Source organism: Vibrio sp. 10N.247.310.24 (genome assembly GCF_041467175.1).
Classification (GTDB): domain Bacteria; phylum Pseudomonadota; class Gammaproteobacteria; order Enterobacterales; family Vibrionaceae; genus Vibrio; species Vibrio tasmaniensis_A.
Genome location: NZ_JBFSUD010000017.1, coordinates 58,198 through 77,358 on the forward strand (window position 1 = coordinate 58,198; position 19,161 = coordinate 77,358).

16 protein-coding genes, 1 tRNA gene and 1 rRNA gene are annotated in these 19,161 nt (G+C 43.5%); 6 read left to right on the forward strand and 12 right to left on the reverse strand.

Annotated elements, in window-relative coordinates; translation table 11 throughout:
* A complete protein-coding gene (locus AB6E08_RS07930; RefSeq protein ID WP_371997480.1) occupies positions 1 to 696 on the reverse strand; it encodes a hypothetical protein in 696 nt (231 codons plus the stop codon).
* A 383-nt stretch (positions 697 to 1,079) separates the two neighbouring features.
* Here AB6E08_RS07930 and AB6E08_RS07935 point away from each other — a divergent pair, with 383 nt between their 5' ends.
* On the forward strand, positions 1,080 to 1,571 hold the full coding sequence (locus tag AB6E08_RS07935) for a hypothetical protein (protein WP_029222943.1): 492 nt from the start codon (positions 1,080 to 1,082) through the stop codon (positions 1,569 to 1,571).
* Positions 1,572 to 1,580: 9 nt separating this feature from the next.
* Here the strand turns inward: AB6E08_RS07935 and phoU are convergent, their stop codons facing one another.
* From phoU to AB6E08_RS07955, 4 genes are all read right to left on the reverse strand, one after another.
* Positions 1,581 to 2,279 (reverse strand): phosphate signaling complex protein PhoU, encoded by a 699-nt coding sequence (phoU, locus tag AB6E08_RS07940; RefSeq protein WP_009848270.1) that lies wholly within the window; start codon positions 2,277 to 2,279, stop codon positions 1,581 to 1,583.
* 75 nt (positions 2,280 to 2,354) lie between these two features.
* Complete coding sequence (gene pstB / locus AB6E08_RS07945; RefSeq protein ID WP_004735071.1) at positions 2,355 to 3,173, reverse strand: phosphate ABC transporter ATP-binding protein PstB; 819 nt, start codon at positions 3,171 to 3,173, stop codon at positions 2,355 to 2,357.
* A complete protein-coding gene (gene pstA / locus AB6E08_RS07950) occupies positions 3,174 to 4,883 on the reverse strand; it encodes a phosphate ABC transporter permease PstA (protein WP_371997495.1) in 1,710 nt (569 codons plus the stop codon).
* Between the two features lie 110 nt (positions 4,884 to 4,993).
* Positions 4,994 to 7,210 (reverse strand): ABC transporter permease subunit, encoded by a 2,217-nt coding sequence (locus tag AB6E08_RS07955; protein WP_371997485.1) that lies wholly within the window; start codon positions 7,208 to 7,210, stop codon positions 4,994 to 4,996.
* 200 nt (positions 7,211 to 7,410) lie between these two features.
* Here AB6E08_RS07955 and ppk1 point away from each other — a divergent pair, with 200 nt between their 5' ends.
* Both ppk1 and ppx read left to right on the forward strand, forming a co-directional pair.
* Positions 7,411 to 9,507 (forward strand): polyphosphate kinase 1, encoded by a 2,097-nt coding sequence (ppk1, locus tag AB6E08_RS07960; protein WP_371997487.1) that lies wholly within the window; start codon positions 7,411 to 7,413, stop codon positions 9,505 to 9,507.
* Positions 9,498 to 11,009, forward strand: coding sequence for an exopolyphosphatase (ppx, locus tag AB6E08_RS07965; protein WP_102249546.1), 1,512 nt, complete (start codon positions 9,498 to 9,500; stop codon positions 11,007 to 11,009). Before ppk1 ends, ppx begins: the two co-directional genes overlap by 10 nt.
* Before the next feature lie 78 nt (positions 11,010 to 11,087).
* Here ppx and AB6E08_RS07970 read toward each other — a convergent pair whose 3' ends face one another.
* Genes AB6E08_RS07970 through phoB form a run of 3 tightly spaced genes read right to left on the reverse strand, consistent with a single transcriptional unit; the run spans position 11,088 to position 14,083 of the window.
* Complete coding sequence (locus tag AB6E08_RS07970; protein ID WP_029223961.1) at positions 11,088 to 12,044, reverse strand: PstS family phosphate ABC transporter substrate-binding protein; 957 nt, start codon at positions 12,042 to 12,044, stop codon at positions 11,088 to 11,090.
* 17 nt (positions 12,045 to 12,061) lie between these two features.
* The gene (gene phoR / locus AB6E08_RS07975) at positions 12,062 to 13,360 is read right to left on the reverse strand and encodes a phosphate regulon sensor histidine kinase PhoR (RefSeq protein WP_017106503.1); all 1,299 of its coding nucleotides are present in this window, start codon (positions 13,358 to 13,360) and stop codon (positions 12,062 to 12,064) included.
* 33 nt (positions 13,361 to 13,393) lie between these two features.
* Positions 13,394 to 14,083, reverse strand: coding sequence for a phosphate regulon transcriptional regulator PhoB (phoB, locus tag AB6E08_RS07980; protein WP_004735064.1), 690 nt, complete (start codon positions 14,081 to 14,083; stop codon positions 13,394 to 13,396).
* Between the two features lie 193 nt (positions 14,084 to 14,276).
* Between phoB and rdgC the strand changes: the two genes are divergently transcribed.
* The 3 genes from rdgC to AB6E08_RS07995 all read left to right on the forward strand — a co-directional run bounded on the left by rdgC (position 14,277) and on the right by AB6E08_RS07995 (position 17,090).
* Positions 14,277 to 15,191 (forward strand): recombination-associated protein RdgC, encoded by a 915-nt coding sequence (gene rdgC / locus AB6E08_RS07985; protein ID WP_009848262.1) that lies wholly within the window; start codon positions 14,277 to 14,279, stop codon positions 15,189 to 15,191.
* 205 nt (positions 15,192 to 15,396) lie between these two features.
* Positions 15,397 to 16,815, forward strand: coding sequence for a tRNA 5-hydroxyuridine modification protein YegQ (yegQ, locus tag AB6E08_RS07990; protein WP_009848261.1), 1,419 nt, complete (start codon positions 15,397 to 15,399; stop codon positions 16,813 to 16,815).
* Positions 16,816 to 16,835: 20 nt separating this feature from the next.
* A complete protein-coding gene (locus AB6E08_RS07995; protein ID WP_004735061.1) occupies positions 16,836 to 17,090 on the forward strand; it encodes a YfhL family 4Fe-4S dicluster ferredoxin in 255 nt (84 codons plus the stop codon).
* Between the two features lie 42 nt (positions 17,091 to 17,132).
* Here AB6E08_RS07995 and AB6E08_RS08000 read toward each other — a convergent pair whose 3' ends face one another.
* The 4 genes from AB6E08_RS08000 to rrf form a co-directional block, all read right to left on the reverse strand.
* Positions 17,133 to 17,441 carry a hypothetical protein gene (locus AB6E08_RS08000; RefSeq protein WP_009848260.1) on the reverse strand — a complete coding sequence of 103 codons (309 nt, stop codon included), beginning with the start codon at positions 17,439 to 17,441 and terminating at the stop codon, positions 17,133 to 17,135.
* Between the two features lie 278 nt (positions 17,442 to 17,719).
* Positions 17,720 to 18,559, reverse strand: coding sequence for a penicillin-insensitive murein endopeptidase (gene mepA, locus AB6E08_RS08005; protein WP_372065354.1), 840 nt, complete (start codon positions 18,557 to 18,559; stop codon positions 17,720 to 17,722).
* Between the two features lie 347 nt (positions 18,560 to 18,906).
* Positions 18,907 to 18,983: transfer RNA gene (locus AB6E08_RS08010), tRNA-Asp, on the reverse strand.
* Positions 18,984 to 19,050: 67 nt separating this feature from the next.
* A 5S ribosomal RNA gene (gene rrf, locus AB6E08_RS08015) occupies positions 19,051 to 19,161 on the reverse strand; the annotation flags it as partial.

The window sequence follows — 19,161 nt, forward strand, 5'->3', positions numbered from 1 at the left end:
TTACTCTTCCGGACGCCAGCTCAGTGCGCTAGCGATGGTACCGATAACTAATGTGTCTTTTTCCGCTTCATTAAGTTCAGGTAACATCTGTAGCGTTATCATTCCATTTGTCTGTGCAGCCGCTACTTCTTGCGAAGCGTGTTTAAAGCTATACCCTAGTGGTTTTTCCACCGACATTAAAAGGTCTTTACTTGAATGGACAGTTTCTACGTCATATTTATTCGCCCCAACTCGGATGTAGCCAGCTTCTTTCTTTTCTAAGCTAACACTGATCATCCCAGATTGAGGCTCTAAAACGAACTCTCCTATATTCTCATTGCTTTGAGATACAGAACAGCGGTAAGGTTTGTTGCCACCAAAATCAACACCCATGTAGTTAACTGAAGTGCCACCGCCAGAACAGACTAAGTTCCACACTTGGCCATTATCGACTCTAGTGATTTCAGCAGCCAGCTCACCCTCTTTGAATGAAACAGTCTCAAACCATGTTGAACCTGATGAATTTCGGCTGTATTTACCTTGGTACATGCCTGCAATATCAAACGTCCCTTCTTGTCCTAACCCCCAAAAATCACCATCGGTTTTAACCATGAGCTCTGGCTGCTGATTAACCGCATCTGATTTGTCCATGATGGCAACGCTGCCGCACGCAGTTAACGCGAAAAGAGGAGTCACAACGAAAAGAAACTTCTTCATACTGATATCTACCTAAAAATAAATGTAAGGGAAAAATTCAGTAGAAGAGTAAATTAAAGATAAGTAAGAATATAGCGAGCATCAATGAGCTATATCGATACTATCGTTATTTTTCTCATGAGCCTTAAACAAATACATTACAGAACATCAGCTTATGTTTAGGCACTTCTATCACACTCGTTTTGTAAGGCTACGTAAGTTCCAAAGATCACGTGTAATGATCACCGCTGCTGATAAGCCAGAATTATTACAGAGATAACCAATGCGAATTAGCCTGCTCTTTCAAAGCCCATATAATGATCACCGTTAGCCAGTGATTTCACTGGGTTCACGCATGGATCGACCTAATGCTAAGGAGAGCGCAAAATTACCTCGGTGGTACCATGAAATTTAAAACACTGCTTTTAGCTTCTGCTTTATTCTCAACCTCTGCACTTTCAAATGGTCTTCACTTATCTCCTGAACTAAAGATTGGTTCTTATCATGGCTTTGGAATACAAGCAGGCATTACTGATGTGGCGAATCTAGGTGCGGTTTACCTGAGCTATTCTCACCTATGGTATGACAGCGATCGATACGATGAGACTGTCGATGCATACCGCGTTGGTATTCAAAATATGTTTGGAAGCAACCAGAACCACGGCTTTCAGGCGGAGATTGGTGTAGCGAGTTATGACGGAACAAAGACGCGCAACGGCGAAATTGAAGAGAAGACAGCACATGGATTAAGTCTTGGTGGAGCCTACGTTTACCAAGCAACACCAATACTTGGGCTACGTGCTGGTGTTGATATGAATATTTTTGATCACAATAAGACCTTTGTGCCTTACGACACAACAATCAACCTTAACCTTGGTGCAATTATTCGGTTCTAAAGTTAATACCTACTTCAGTGCGTCATCTAGGCTTTGATCACCAAGGTGGCGTACATCTTTACCTTTCACAAAGTAGATAATGTATTCACAGATATTTTGGCAACGATCTCCCACTCGCTCAATCGCACGAGCTGACCACATCACTTGCAGGATATTGGGGATATTCTTAGGGTCCTCCATCATGTACGTCATCAACTGACGAATCACAGCTTCATATTCCGCATCCAGCTTATCGTCAAGTTTATGTACTTCCGCCGCCGCATCGACATCCATACGAGCAAAAGCATCTAATACTTGATGCAGCATAGTGATAGCCTGACGACACAATGGTTCTAACGAGACGTGAAACTTTTGTTCTTTGGTCGAAGGGATCTCAATCGCACCCTGTGCGATTTTAGAGGCTACATCGCCAATACGTTCTAGATCAGTAATGGTTTTAATGATCGCCATAATCAAACGCAGATCCTTGGCAGTCGGCTGACGCTTCGCAATAATACGAGTACACGCCTCATCAATCGACACTTCCATCGCATTCACTTTATGGTCATCACGAATCACTTTTTTGGCCAATTCAACATCGTCTTTATGAAGCGCTTGCATCGCAAATGACAACTGCTGCTCTACCAATCCACCCATAGTTAATACGTGTGTACGGATAGATTCTAATTCGACATTAAACTGTCCTGAGATGTGGCGACCAAAATGCATGTCAGCTCCTTAAAAGAAATGAATAAAGTCATTTATTTTAGAGTGACTTAGCTCTAGATGGCGCGAACTTAAACGTTAGCCGTACCTACCTGTAATGTAGTCTTCCGTTTGATTTTTCAATGGCGAAGTAAATATAGAATCAGTATCTGAGTACTCGATCAACTTACCCATATGGATAAAAGCGGTGTGGTCACTCACGCGAGCTGCCTGCTGCATGTTATGAGTAACAATAACAACGGTGTATTGGGTTTTAAGTTCGTTGATCAACTCTTCAATCGTCAATGTCGAAATCGGATCGAGTGCCGATGTTGGCTCATCCAATAACAGCACTTCAGGTTCGATGGCAACCGCACGAGCGATGACTAAACGCTGCTGTTGACCACCCGATAACCCAAAGGCGTTCTCATGCAAACGATCTTTGACTTCATCCCACAACGCCGCGGCGCGCAGAGAGCGCTCAACTGCATCATCAAGATCTCGGCTGTTGCTCACGCCTTGCAGCCTCAATCCATAAACCACATTCTCATAGATAGATTTAGGAAAAGGGTTGGGACGCTGGAATACCATACCAACACGACGTCGTAAGGTCGCGACATCAACCTTAGGGTGATACACGTTCTTACCATGAAGCTTCACTTTTCCGGAAACCTTACAACCTTCAACAAGATCGTTCATGCGATTAATGCAGCGCAGTAGAGTCGACTTACCACACCCTGATGGGCCAATAAACGCGGTCACCTGTCCCTTTGGGATTTGCATTGAAATATCATCAAGTGCTTGGCTCTCTTTATAATAAAGATTCAGCCCTTCAATCGAGATAGCAATTTGCTCATCCTTCAAATTGTGAACATCAAGTGGTGCTTGGTAACCCAAGGTTTCATTAATCGAGAACATCTAATCTTGTCCTAAGGTTCGGTATTTTTCACGCAAGTTATTACGGATATTGATGGCCGTTAAATTCAATCCAACAATCACAGTAACCAGTAAAAATGAAGTCGCATACACTAAAGGTCGTGCCGCTTCGATATTAGAGGTTTGAAACCCAACATCATAGATATGAAAACCTAAATGCATGAACTTTCTGTCTAAATGCAGGTATGGGAACTGACCATCCACAGGCAAGCTTGATGCGAGTTTCACCACACCCACCAGCATTAATGGGGCAACCTCCCCCGCAGCTCTCGCGATTGCCAAAATCAAACCGGTGATAATCGCAGGGCTTGCCATCGGTAAAACAATGCGCCAAAGCGTCTCGAATTGAGTAGCACCAAGCGCTAATGAACCGTGCCTCACGGAGCTAGGGATGCGCGTTAAGCCCTCTTCCGTTGTTACAATAACAACGGGTAATGTTAATACCGCTAAGGTCAGTGCGGACCATAATAGGCCCGGCGTACCAAATGTCGGAGCGGGTAATCGTTCTGCGTAAAACAAAGAATCGATTGAGCCACCGATGGTATACACAAAGAATCCTAAGCCAAATACACCATACACAATCGACGGTACACCCGCTAAGTTAATTACGGCAATACGAATCAAACGTGTTAATGCGTTGTTTTTTGCATATTCATGAAGATATATCGCAGCAACCACACCAAGAGGCATCACTACAATCGACATAAGAATAACCAACAGTACCGTGCCAAAAATCGCAGGAAACACACCGCCTTCAGAGTTTGAGTCTCGTGGGTTCTCCGACAAGAACTTCCAAACTTGTTTTCCCCAATGTCCAACCTTTTCAAGATAAGACATATTATTCGGGTACCAATAATCCAAAATATGACTGAGCGAAATTTCAACCTGCTCTCCTGTCATATCTTCTACCAACAAGCTTTCGACATTGAGCTGTGTTCTAAGATGCTCAAGCTTTACTTCGGCTTCAGCCAACTGGCGATTTAATTCCAGTTTAGTTTGAGTATAGGTTTTAAGGTATTCATCGCTCACTGACTCATTGAGTTCAAGCTTACGTTTTTCTAAGCGCAAATTTTCCAATTGCCAGCTGATATTGCGGATATCTTGGTTCACTACACGCGACGTTTCTTTACGTAACGTATCAGCGAACGCCAAGCCTTGCTCGAGCTTTTGGTCTATGTTCGAATCAAAGGTGCCAGAAGCGGTTATAAAACCCACTGGTTTACCAAAGAAATAACCACCTCGACTTCGCTCAATCACAGCCCAGTCAGGTGGGGTGGTTGGTTCACGTAAGTTCACATCCAAAATGGAAACAAAGTCCGCTGGATAAATCTCCCTGTTGGCAACTTTGATACTTAAGCGCTGAATTAGCCCAGTCGACAGGTTTTGAGTCGACAATAGGTCGTGTACTTGTGGGACTTGCTCTATCGGGATGTATTTTCGTTCATATAACTGGCCAATCAATACATCTTGCTTGACTAACGTTTCGTCGAGGCCGACAACTAACGATGCGTCTTTGGAATCGACTTGCCATTGATATAAAGGAGCAGGCCAAAAATAGGTTAAGCCCTTCCAGCCGATCAGCAGCATTAGGCCAAGAACCGAAAGCATACTGATGCTCACCGCCCCACCCGTTAGCCATATCCACGGAGAGCCTGATTTAATCCAAGACAATAATGACTTCAGTTTATTCATCATGAACGACCTTGCTCTGACGTGCTGAACCCAAGGAAGAGCCAAGTTCGTGAGATACACTAGTCAAACAGCTAACAGCCATTGAGACACATTGAGGTAGAGCTTTAAAACTAAAGCGCACGATATTTATCTCTCAGTCTTTGTCTAACCCACTCTGCGACAGAGTTCACCGCGAATGTAAAAATAAACAGTAAGAGTGCCGCTAAGAACAACAAGCGGAAATGAGAACCGCCCACCTCAGATTCTGGTAATTCAACAGCAATCGTTGCCGATAATGTCCTCATCCCTTCCAAAATATTCCAGTCAAGAATTGGGGTGTTACCTGTCGCCATCAAGACAATCATAGTCTCGCCAACCGCTCGTCCTAGCCCCATCATGATTGCAGAAAAGATACCTGGGCTAGCCGTCAATAACACCACATAAATAAGGGTCTGCCACGCTGTTGCGCCCAGCGCCAGTGAGCCATCGGATAAATGTTTTGGCACAGAGAAAATAGCGTCTTCTGCAATCGTGAAAATTGTCGGGATGACAGCAAAGCCCATAGCGAAGCCAACCACCAGCGCATTACGTTGGTCAAAATCGATGCCATAGTTAGCCAAGAAGGTACGAATATCACCACCAAACAACAAGGCTTCCATACCATTTTCACCAGCAAAGACTGCCATCACAGTAATCACCAATACCGGGATCAATATCAGAGCATGCCAACCATTAGTAAAACGGCTCGTCACCATTTTTGGCAAACAGAACCAAACAAGCCCAGTCAGTAGCGTGCCCAGTGGTAATAGCACCATTAACGAGAAGACGGCCGTTAAATGCGTTTCAACAATGGGAGCAAACCAAAGCCCAGCCAAGAACCCGATGATAACGGTCGGAAGAGCTTCCATCAGTTCTATCGACGGTTTCACGACTCTTCGCATTCTTGGAGACATAAAGTATGCGGTGTAAATGGCTCCGAGCACAGCAACCGGCACGGCAAACATCATCGCAAACAGAGCGGCTTTGATAGTACCGAATGTGATAGGGACTAAACTGAATTTTTCTTCAAAGTCATCGTTCGCCGACGTTGATTGCCAAACGTATTGTGGCTCAGGATAGCTTTCGTACCAGACTTTTTGCCAAAGCGATGAGAATGATATTTGCGGATATTCGTTATCAACTTTAGCCACGCTGATGGTGCCATCAATCAGCGTCGCCAAATGCAGTTCGTTAGCAGACATAGCCGCTAATTGTGGTGACTTATCAAATGCGCGCTCAAACAGCGACAGCTTTTCACTGGTCGTATAGTGGCTTTGTAATGTGCCATTCTGATAGAAACTATAAAAACCCTTTCTATAAGTATCTGGCAGAATAAACTGAACCTCTTCGGCGAGTTGGAAGTCGCGAATATGGGTCAGGCTACGCTTTTCATCTTTGAGGACATCGAACCACTGAGAAACCTGTCCGTCCTCATGCGTAACCAACAGTGAATAAGCTCCAGACAGTAAATCGATACTTTTCACCGAGTGCTTCGCATCATTTAAGCTAAGATCAATCACTTCACGAACATTGAAGCCGCTATCGGATAACTTCAATACCACTAAATCCGATTGTGCTCGAAGATATAAAGTTTGCCCATCAGGCGTGACTAGCAACTGTTGCTGTAAACCCAACTTATCCGACAGCCATTGACTCTTCTGAAAAACATACTGACCAGTAAGATCACTCTGGTACCACTTAACCAAAACTCGTTGATCGCTTAGCTGAGCGGCAACCGTGATACCACGTCCATTCTTAGAGAACGCAAATTTTTCGATTGTTGTTCCGTTTGATGATTCATCATTTAAAAACGGTTCCGGGAGATCGATTTGCTCAATTTTAGGTTCGGCTTCACTGCCCTTTTGCAGCACAGGCGCACTATACTCAGGGTAGAAAAAAGTAAGGTTGCTTGCGCTATCAGCAAAGGCAAACCAGTTTTCAGATGGGGTATTTCGAGAGAAGGCAACAGGATTGGCTAAAACATTTCGCTCAAAGTAAGAATGTGTATTTTGAGACTCTAAATCCCAAAACTGAACCAAACCGGATTTTTCGATAGTAAACGCATGCTGACCGTATTCATCCACGGATAAGGCGATAGGCTTTTCTATGGCTACGGTCTTCACGGCTTGGTCTGTCTCTAAACCAGTATCAGAAAATACCGGTAAAATGACCATCGCCAAGTAAACAAAGATCAGCACCAGAGCAGCTAGAACACTGACCGCGCCACATGTCACCGAAAAACGGACGAGACGATCTTTCAACCATCTTTTTTTGTCGCGCTCTTTCAATGAAAATTGGGCTGAAGCCATCTGTTTATCTACCTTTTTTTAGCTACTGACATAATATGTACGTTAGATGACAATTATATTACAAGTTACGTTAAACAACTGAAACTAATAACAAGTTTGTTGACCATATTTCTTAAAGTAAGATCATAGATTTTGTGAATCTTGTCATTCTAAATTAAAGTAACCAGCTCTATAGCTAGCACTCAAGGATTATCATCTCGATGGAAAAAGACTATGTCACAAAAGAACTTAGCTGGTTATCCTTCAACGAAAGAGTGCTCCAAGAAGCAGCCGACAAATCAGTACCCTTAATCGAAAGAGTTCGTTTTTTAGGTATTTACTCGAAAAACCTCGATGAGTTTTACAAAGTCCGATTTGCTGATGTGAAACGAAAGATCTTACTTCAAGATCCTCAATTACCTGCCAACTCGCAGAAAACCCTGCTAACTCAAATGCAGAGCAAAGCAAGTAAGCTCGATGCTCAATTCCATGAGCTGTATAGCGACTTACTATTGGAACTGGCACGCAATCGTATTTTTCTGGTCAACGAACAACAAATCAGCGAAGAACAGAGTGAGTGGATCAAAAAGTACTTTAAGAAAAAAGTGCTGCCACATTTAACTCCGTTTCTCTTGAACGAAGATAGCCAGTTGCTCAATATTATCAAAGACGAGCAAAGTTACTTAGCCATCGACATTGAGCGAGAGACATCTTCTCAATATGTCTTACTCGAAATCCCATCAGAAGCCCTCCCTCGGTTTGTTAAGTTACCAGACACTTCTGGTTCACAGCGTACAACTTTGATCTTGTTAGATAATATAGTTCGATTTTGTTTAGATGACTTGCTTAAAGGATTCTTTGAGTATGACTCATTACGTTGTTTTGCGATAAAAATGACGCGTGATGCCGATTATGATCTTCAAGAGAACAATGAAAGTAACCTATTAGAATCGATGTCTTTAGGTTTAGAACAGCGCTTAACGGCACTACCGATACGCCTTATCTATGAGTCAGAAATGCCAGCTGAAATGCTCAATTTCTTGCAAGTCAGACTTAAGCTGTCTGACTATGACAGTGTCATTGCGGGTGGTCGCTATCATAACTTCAAGCATTTCTGCGAATTTCCAAGCCTTAATAGGCGTGATTTAGTTAATCGCCCACTTCCCGCGATTAAGTGTGCGCATTTCAGCCACTACCCAAACTATTTCGAAGCGATCAAAGCTCGTGACATCTTGTTGCATTACCCTTATCACACCTTTAATCACATCACTGAACTCGTGAGGCAAGCCTCCTTTGACCCGAAGGTAACCTCCATAAAAATAAACGTTTACCGTGTTGCAGAAGGCTCAAAGCTCCTTAGCTCGATCATCGATGCTGCACACAATGGTAAGAAAGTAACTGTCGTCGTTGAGCTACAAGCCCGCTTTGATGAACAAGCCAATATTCAGTGGACCAAGAAACTTCAAGAAGCCGGTATAAAAGTCATCCATGGCATCCCTAGTTTGAAAATTCACTCTAAGCTTCTGCTCATTAAACGGAAAGAAGGCAAGCATACGGCGCATTACGCTCATATTGGCACCGGTAACTTTCATGAAGTAACAGCGCGCGTGTATACCGATTTCTCTCTGCTCACTGCGAATGAAGATTTGACCCAAGAGGTGAGACAAGTCTTTAAGTATATTGAAAACCCTTATCAAAAATCACAGTTCAAACAACTGATTGTGTCACCAAAGAATACAAGAAAACGCCTGTATCAGTTGATAGATAATGAAATACAAAACGCGATAGAGAGCAAGCCTGCAAGCATCACTCTAAAACTCAACAATTTGGTCGACCGAGAGATCATTGAGAAGCTCTATCAGGCCAGCCAAGCCAATGTAAAAGTGAGAATGGTCATTCGTGGTATGTGCTCTCTCGTACCGGGAGTCTCCAACATCAGTGAGCAGATTGAGATTGTTAGTGTGGTCGATCGTTTTCTCGAACACCCAAGAGTGATGATCTTTGGTAACGCTGGTAATCCAAAAGTCTATATCTCCTCTGCCGACTGGATGACACGAAACTTCGATCACCGCATCGAAGTCGCCACTCCAATTTTAGATCCAAAGATCAAGCAAACCATTATCGATATCACCGAGTTTCATTTCGATGACAGCAACAAAGCTCGAGTGCTAGACCAATCGATGAGCAATCCTTACATACAAGCTCCAACAAACCCACTCGATTACCCGACTTCACAACTCTCCACTTACCACTATATTAAACGTATGGAGAAACTTGCTCGCAAGAAGTACAAACAAGAGAAGAAATCATGCCGCTAATTGATAACAAACATTCTCGATGTATTGCCGCTATCGACTTGGGTTCGAACAGTTTTCATATGGTGGTTGCCCGAGTATTCGAACAACACCTGCAATTAGTCAGCAGACACAAACAGAAAGTGAGATTAGGTGATGGGTTGGATGAGTTTAACTTCTTATCCGAAAGTGCTATCGAGCGAGGCTTGGAGTGCCTCAAAGTGTTCGCAGAACGACTAGCGGATTTTGAACTTGATGATGTAAGAGTTGTTGCGACTCATACCCTAAGAAAAGCCAAAAACGCTCAAGACTTCTTAGAGCAAGCCAAACCACTGTTTCCTTTTCCAATAGAGATCATTTCAGGTCAAGAAGAAGCTCGAATAATCTATAACGGTGTAGAACACACTCAAACCGCTTCTGAATCTAAATTGGTTATTGATATCGGTGGAGGGAGTACGGAACTCGTCGCAGGGCAAGGCTTTACGCCCCTAATTATGCGCAGTTTACCTATGGGATGCGTCAGCTTCACTCAACACTTCTTTGCTGACGGAGAGCTAACCTCACAACACTTCTCAGATGCTTATACCGCGGCTACTCGTCTATTGATGCCATTGATTGAAGAATATACAAAGGCGCCTTGGGAAATCGCCTTTGGCTCATCAGGGACGACTAAGTCAATAAAAGAGGTACTCATTGGTTTAGGCTTTACCGATGGTCTAATTACGCCGCAACGTCTGTCCTATTTGAAAAATCACTTATGTGAGTTTTCATCATCCAAAACCTTAGACCTTTCAGGTTTAAGTGATGAGAGAAAGCCGGTGTTTGCTGCTGGCGTCATCATTCTTTCAGCAGCCATGGATACGCTAGACATAAAGGAGTTACATTTTTCTGATGGCGCCCTGAGAGAAGGCGTTCTTTATGACATGGAGGATAGGTTTAAAGATATTGATGTTCGAACAAGAACTGCCGAAACGCTCGTCTCTCGATACCATGTTGACGTAGCTCATGGCCAGAGAGTCAAAGAACTCGCCCTTGCATTACTGAAACAAGTGCAGCCTCAAGTAACGACTATGGTCACTAATGAGCTGTATGATCTAGTTGGTTGGGCTGCCCTACTTCATGAGGTAGGGCAAAGCATCGCATTCCAAGGCTATCACCGCCATTCGGCTTATCTGCTTAAGCACACGACAATGCCCGGTTTCAATACTGAGCAACAACGTCTTATCTCGACATTGGTTCGCCACCAAAGAAAAGCGATTAAGCGACAAGACTTGCCGGAACTGTCTCTATTTTCTCCACAACAAATAACGCTACTAATTCGCATATTAAGACTCGCTATCTTACTCAATCGTCAGAGAAATCAAGCACTAGTCCCAGACACGACTCTAACGATTGAACAACAGGATAACTGGGGATTGAAAGGATCTAACAGCTATTGGTTGGCCCAAAACCAACTGCTTGAATATGAACTCAAAGAAGAACAACAACGTTGGCAAAATGCTGGATGGTCGTTAAAGGTAGAATAACGACCAGTCAAAATAAAAACAGCCTGCGACTTAGCAAGCTGTTCATACGTTCGTTTTCTAAGTTTGTATTAGCCTCAATCAGAGCCCGACTTTTGCCAACTCTTGCTCCGCGAACTCAGGCGGTATCGCTAAATAGCCATCTTTCTCTACCAGTTCTTGCCCTTGCTTCGAGAATACAAAAGTGAGGAACTCTCTCTCTACAGGAGAAAGCGGTTTATCTGGATGTTTATTCACATACACATAGAGAAAGCGCGATAGAGGGTAATCTCCGCTTAAAATATTCGCTCGAGTAGGCTCTACGTAATCAGAACCATGCTCCGCAATAGGAATTAACTTTACACCAGCCACTCGATAACCAATACCTGAGTACCCTATCCCGCTGATTGATGAAGCGACCGACTGTACAACCGACGCTGAGCCTGGCTGTTCATTGACTCGGTTCTTGAAGTCGCCACTACATAATGCGTTTTGTTTGAAGTAGCCGTAGGTTCCCGAAACGGAATTACGACCGAACAGTTGGAATCTATGTTTTGCCCACGGCTGGCTGATACCTAAATCTTGCCAATTGTTTAGCGGCTTAGTCGCGCCACAGCGCAATGTCTCCGAAAATATGCTGTCAATTTCGCGAAAATTAAGCCCCTCGATAGGATTATCACGATGCACAAAAAGACCAATCGCATCGATAGCAACTCGAAGCGCCGTCGGCTTATAGCCATGCTCCCTTTCGAACGCTTCCACTTCTCGTAGGCGCATTGGACGACTCATAGGCCCAAGGTGAGCAGTACCTTCCGTTAATGCAGGAGGTGCAGTGGATGAACCAGAAGCCTGAACTTGAGCATTCACGTTCGGGTAGTAAGACTTAAACTCTTCAACCCATAACGTTGTCATTCCCGCTAAGGTATCGGAACCGACAGACAACAAGCTGCCAGAAATACCCGGAACCTTAGAATAATCAGGAAGAGAATCGACACTTTGCTCGGCATGAACAGGGGTAACCAAAGCTAATGCTAATAATGAACTGATGGGGAAACGCATCCGGCGTATTAAGGAATTCATGACACTGTCAATCGGCTAGGTAGCGTGAAATGGAATCGGCTACCAACACCCACTTCACTTTGAATTTCTAAATGTGAATCATGGTGACTAAGCGCATGTTTCACAATCGCTAACCCTAGGCCACTGCCCCCAGTATCGCGTGAGCGTGCTTTATCAACACGATAGAAACGCTCTGTAAGTCGATGCAAGTGTTGTGGTTCGATACCGTCTCCGGTGTCTGACACATCCAAACACGCACCTTGACTGGTTTGATACCAACGAACCTTTACGGTCGCACCAGGCGGCGTGTATTTCACTGCATTGTAAACCAGATTCGATATCGCACTTCTTAACTGATCTTCATCAGCTAATACGCGTAAGCTCTTATCAATATCAAATTCCAGCTTGTGTTCTCGCTCTCCACTGAGACTAGCGGCTTCTTTTTCAAGAACTTCCAACATCGCCGGAACGTTAACCACTTCATCCAATTCATGCATTGGCGCCGCTTCTATCTTAGAAAGAGTAAGAAGCTGATTGACCAAACTGTTCATGCGATTCAATTGCTCAGTCATCACACCATGAGCCTTAGGCCACATAGGCCCAACGACCATATCTGGATCTTCCGTCATTTCAAGATACCCCTGAAGTACGGTCATTGGAGTACGTAGCTCGTGAGAAACGTTAGCGAAAAAGTTACGACGCATGCCTTCTAGCTGTTTTAGCTGAGTAACATCACGTACTACCATGAGGTGTTCGCCCTCGGTATACGGTACTATACGAAGCTCAAGCATGCGCTCCACATTAAGTGGCGAAGGCATCTCTAACGGCTCTGAGAAATCTTGTTTATTAAGGTACTTGATGAAGTCCGGCGTGCGGATCAAGTTAGAGATCGGTTGACCTGAATCGTCTGGCCAGCGAAAACCCAGTAAATACTGAGCAAGCTTGTTGCACCAAACAATATTGCCTTCACCGCGAAACACCACAACGGCATCGGGAAGGGATTCAGCACCGTTTCTGAAACGGCGGATAAGGTTGGTCAATTCTTTGCGCTTACGACGCTGTCTCTGCTGCATACGATAGATACCATTAAACAGAGACTCCCAGTTTCCAGAACCTGAAGGGGGTGTTAACCGCTTTTCATCCCACAACCAAGCAGACAAACGCATTTGATAGTGTAGATGCCATGCTAACTGTAATACTGTTGCAGCCAGCAATAACCAAGGTAAATAACCGAATATCCATCCGACTATAATCCAAGGTGCGTAAAAAAAAGCCAGCTCCCAAGCCAGCTTTTTCCAGGTTAACTTCTCAACCATTCAGGACTCCATAAACTGGGCAGTGAAGCCACGTTAAGCCTTTGTAGAAAAACGGTAGCCTGCGCCGCGAACCGTTTGAATTAATTTGTCATGACCAGCAGATTCAAGTGCTTTGCGTAAACGTCGAATATGAACATCAACCGTACGATCTTCAACGTAAACGTTGGTACCCCAAACGTTATTGAGCAGTTGCTCTCGACTGTATACTCGCTCTTGGTGAGTCATAAAGAAATGCAGCATTTTGAATTCGGTTGGGCCCATATCAACTGGACCTTCACTTGCGGTAACGCGGTGAGATACAGGGTCTAATTTAAGCCCTTGAACATCTATCACATCTTCCAATGCCGTTGGTGTTACACGGCGAATAACCGCTTTCAGACGAGCGACCAACTCTTTTGGCGAAAATGGTTTGGTAATGTAGTCGTCAGCACCAACTTCTAAACCGCGAACCTTATCTTCTTCTTCACCACGAGCCGTCAGCATCACCACTGGGATGTTGCGAGTTAACTCTTCACGCTTCATGTGCTTGATAAAGTTTATCCCGCTACCACCAGGTAGCATCCAATCTAGTAATACTAGATCTGGGAAAGGTTCACATAGCTTGTTTACCGCTGTATCGTAATCTTCAGCCTCTACTGCTTGGTAGCCTTTTTGTTCAAGTACAAAACACAACATCTCACGAATAGGTGCTTCATCTTCAACGACCAGAATCCTTCTCGACATAATTGAATAGCCTTAGTATTTAATCAACGCATTGCATTATCTGGTTTAATTATGACACTTTTGTGACCTTTGAAAACAAATTTTCATATAACTGTCTCAAACATTTCACTTTTAATTTTTATTGCAGGTATAAGACAAATGGATCGAAATCTCCTATGATGAGCGTCTTCAGATAAAGGTATGAGAAATATTTATGTGGTTTAAGAATTGCCTCGTCTATCGCTTTAATCGTGATATAGACTTCAACGCAGATCAGCTAGAGAAACAACTTGAAGAGTTCCGTTTTACCCCATGTGGTAGCCAAGACAAACAGAAGTTTGGTTGGGTAAATGCGATGGGTAGACACGGCGATATGATGACGCACGTATCAGAAAACCGCATTCTCATCTGTGCAAAGAAAGAAGAGAAAATGCTTCCAGCTTCTGTGATCAAAGATTCATTGAATGCAAAAGTAGAAACGCTTGAGGCAGAGTCTGGTACTCCTTTGAAAAAGAAAGAGAAAGACAGCCTAAAAGAAGACATCATCATCGATCTTCTTCCTCGTGCTTTCAGCCGCAGTAACTTCACTTACGCGCTGATCATGCCGAAAGAAGGCTTTATTGTTGTTGATGCTAGCAGCTACAAAAAAGCAGAAGACGTACTAGCATTACTACGTAAAACAATGGGTAGCTTGCCAGTAGTGCCAGCTATTCCAGAGCAAGCGATTGAAACAACGTTAACGGAATGGGTTAAGTCAGGTGATACGCCTAAAGGCATCACCATGCTTGATGAAGCTGAGCTTAAATCAATCCAAGAAGACGGCGGTATTGTTCGAGTTAAGAAACAAGAACTAGAAGCTGATGAGATTAAGAACCACATCGAAGCCAATAAAGTTGTGACTAAACTTCTGATCAACTGGCAAGATCGCATTGAGTTCATTCTTGCTGAAGATGGCAGCATCAAGCGTCTAAAATTCAGTGATGAACTAAAAGATGAGAACGACGATATTCCTCGTGAAGATCAAGCTGCACGTTTTGATGCAGACTTCTCTCTACTTTGTGGTGAGTTCAGTGTTTTCCTACCAAACCTATTCGAATCATTAGGCGGGTTAACTCAACCTAACGCTTAATTGTTCCGATTTGAAGCTCAGGCATCGACGATATCTGAGCTTGTTTTCTTCTCCACCCCGCTTATCAACACCTAACAACACTCTTCACAATACCATTGTTATCTTTAGGGCTATCAACCAAACTCATTTTAGCGTAAAATTTGCGCCCCTTTGATATCACTTGGTGGTATCAACCTGACTTGAGATCAGATTAGAGAACGAAGCAATGACTACACAAAAACCATTTGTACCTGAACTATTATCACCGGCAGGAAGCCTTAAAAACATGCGTTACGCATTCGCCTATGGCGCAGATGCAGTATACGCAGGCCAGCCACGTTACAGCCTTCGTGTTCGTAACAACGAGTTCAATCACGAAAACCTACAAATCGGTATCGATGAAGCTCATGCTCAAGGCAAAAAGTTATATGTTGTATGTAACATTCAGCCACACAACTCTAAATTAAAAACATTTATCCGCGACCTTAAGCCAGTTGTTGAGATGGGCCCAGACGCACTTATCATGTCAGATCCAGGTCTTATCATGATGGTACGTGAATCATTCCCTGAAATGCCGATCCACCTTTCAGTTCAAGCAAACGCAGTAAACTGGGCGACCGTTAAGTTCTGGTCAACTCAAGGCGTTGAGCGTGTGATCCTATCTCGTGAGCTATCTCTTGAAGAAATCGAAGAGATTCGCGAACACTGCCCAGAAACAGAGCTAGAAATCTTTGTTCACGGTGCTCTATGCATGGCTTACTCTGGTCGTTGTCTACTTTCTGGCTACATGAACAAACGCGATCCAAACCAAGGTACTTGTACTAACGCTTGTCGTTGGGAATACAAGACCGAAGCTGCAAAAGAAGACGAAAACGGTCAGATCGTTGAAGCTAACCCTACAGGCGTTGCTATTCAAGAGGTCGAAACTCAAGGTATTGAAGTTCAAGACGAGCGCCCTGACAACACACTAGGCCTTGGTAAACCAACTGATGAAGTCGTTTTACTTTCTGAATCACACAAACCTGAAGAGAAAATGGCAGCGTTTGAAGATGAGCATGGTACTTACATCATGAACTCTAAAGACCTTCGCGCAATCCAACACGTTGAGCGCCTAACGAAGATGGGTGTTCATTCATTGAAGATTGAAGGCCGTACTAAGTCTTTCTACTACTGTGCACGTACAGCACAGGTTTACCGTAAAGCTATCGATGATGCTGTTGCAGGTAAGCCATTTGATGAGAGCCTAATGGGTACGCTAGAGAGCCTAGCTCACCGAGGCTACACTGAAGGCTTCCTACGTCGTCACACTCACGACTCATACCAAAACTACGAATACGGTTACTCTATCTCTGATACTCAACAGTTTGTTGGTGAATTCACAGGAAAACGCCGTGGCGACCTAGCTGAAGTAGAAGTGAAAAACAAATTCCTAGTTGGTGACAGCCTAGAAATGATGACACCAAAAGGTAACGTTGTTTTCAAACTAGAAGTGATGGAAAACCGTAAATCTGAAGCGGTAGACGACGCAAAAGGTAACGGTCACTTCGTATTTATTCCTGTGCCAGCAGATCTCGATCTAGAGTATGGCTTGCTAATGCGTAACTTGAGCGAAGGCCAAGATACACGTAACGCATCAGGTAAATAACGGTTACTTGGGAAAGATAAATGGCTCTACTAATAACTGACAAGTGCATAAACTGCGATATGTGTGACCCAGAATGCCCAAATGGTGCAATCACTATGGGTGACAGTATCTTCGAAATCGATCCTGATTTATGTACTGAGTGTAAAGGTCACTATGAGAAGCCAACATGTCAGTCAGTATGTCCGATTACAAAATGTATCATTACTGACCCGAACCATATTGAAACTGACGACGAATTATTAGAAAAGTTTGTCATTATTCAAGGCTTGACCTAAAAGGTAAAAGGTTCAACTTAATCATCAAGTTGAACCTTTTTTTTAACCCGATTTTTCAATGGGATATATGTTGCAGAACATCTCTTTCTCAAATTGATATTCGAGCCGTTCACGCCAGTTTATTGATTGAGCTATCGGAACAAGATAGAAGTTTTCTCTACTGGTATCAGTCACAAATGCCATTCCATACTGCATTAATTCATAGTGAACATCATTTACGAAGCTAGGGTCTAAACGTTGTCTGCCTGTTAGCTGATTGATATCAGCTCTTGAAATAGAAATACCCGAGCTTTCAGCGTTGAACCTATGTCTTAACCATTCGGAAAATTCCTTTGCACAAATCATAGTCATAGTCTTATCCTTGAATTATCTATCGACGGGCATCAGACTCTGATTTCGCATACTGCGTATAAGCCGCATCTTTCACCCCAAAAAACACTCAATCCCTGACCAAACCTTGTCAAATTCGTCATCGTCGCCCTTGCTGATATCGTTATTGGTTTTATTGATATCAAACGATGTTCTTAATCTCGTGTTTATAAACTCTAGACAAAAGTGTGATATTTCTCCAGTTTTAGAGTCGAGAAAACCAGTGGCATTACCACTGCAAAAATTCTCGATGAACAGGATTACTTATTTGATATCAAGGCCAAACATTGACTTGGCATCACTTTAACTCTCTTTTTTTTCTTACTTTTAGCGACTTTTTTAGGTGGAGGAACGGGAATGGTCTTTGGAGCCCAACTTGCAAGTTCATCTCCACAACCATCACCTTTAGGAGGGCTTGCTTGAGCTATACAGTTTGAGCTGCCTTTAGGGCATTTTAAACGAACATGAAAATGAGAATGATGTCCCCACCAAGGCCTGATTTTACCTAACCAAGCTCTCCCATTGGCATCAGAGTTTTCTTGTTCACAAAGGGTGTGCTTAATAACTGGGTGAACAAAAATACGCACCACTTTTTCGTCTTTGGCTGCATAGCGAATCACTTGAAAATGATCATCGGTCCAATTCGATTCACGCAATTTGTAGTTAGTGAGATCGACAACGCTCAATGGCTTAGGTACGGCAAGTTCATTCTCTGAAAGTTTTTTATCAGTGAGCCTTAACCATATATCAATATCCAAACCAGTCTGGTGACTTGAATGATCCGAAGAAAAACGCCCTCCACGAGGCAGAGAAATATCACCCACCAATAGATTTGTGTTGAGTTGTTTGCTTGTAGTTACACCTAGCCTTTCAATAAACTGAATTGACTCTGTGTGGCCATAATAGCGCTCTCTCTGAGGGCGGATCACCTGATAACCTTGCCCATTAATTGGCAAAGCTTGCGCCCCATCAAGACAACCATTAGCGTAACTACCTATGGATGAGGTTGAATTTCTTGTTGGGCTTTTCTCTTTTTCCCACGAGGTTGCAGATACAACAAACGAACAAAAGATAAGAGCCAATGTACAAAATAACCTCATAACAATTCCAAATAAACGATCACTGTTTTTATACTAGTCGTCATTAGGGAATTGGTGTATGTCGAGAGTGATATTTTTGGGATAGCTTGAGAGTTATCTACTGACTTTAGATATTTAAGTGAAAAAGCTTCACTATTCCTAGCGAATCTTCTCAATCTGTAGCGATATTATCGTAGTCGAAGACAAAAACTCACAGCCCTGAAACGACGAAAGCCTAGTCATAATACTAGGCTTTCTAATAAATGGCGGAACGGCTGGGGTTGCAGGCACCGGGACTCATTGGTCGCAAACCAAAACACTAGACACGAAAAAGCCCTAACATTTCTGTTAGGGCTTTGTCTTATAAGTGGCGGAGTGGACGGGACTCGAACCCGCGACCCCCGGCGTGACAGGCCGGTATTCTAACCAACTGAACTACCACTCCGCAGTGGTCAACTCACTAAGTGAGCGTCCATATCTCCAGGTCGGTCAACCTAAAGATTTAATTTAAAGCCTGGCGATGTCCTACTCTCACATGGGGAAGCCCCACACTACCATCGGCGCTATTGTGTTTCACTTCTGAGTTCGGCATGGAATCAGGTGGGTCCACAATGCTATGGTCG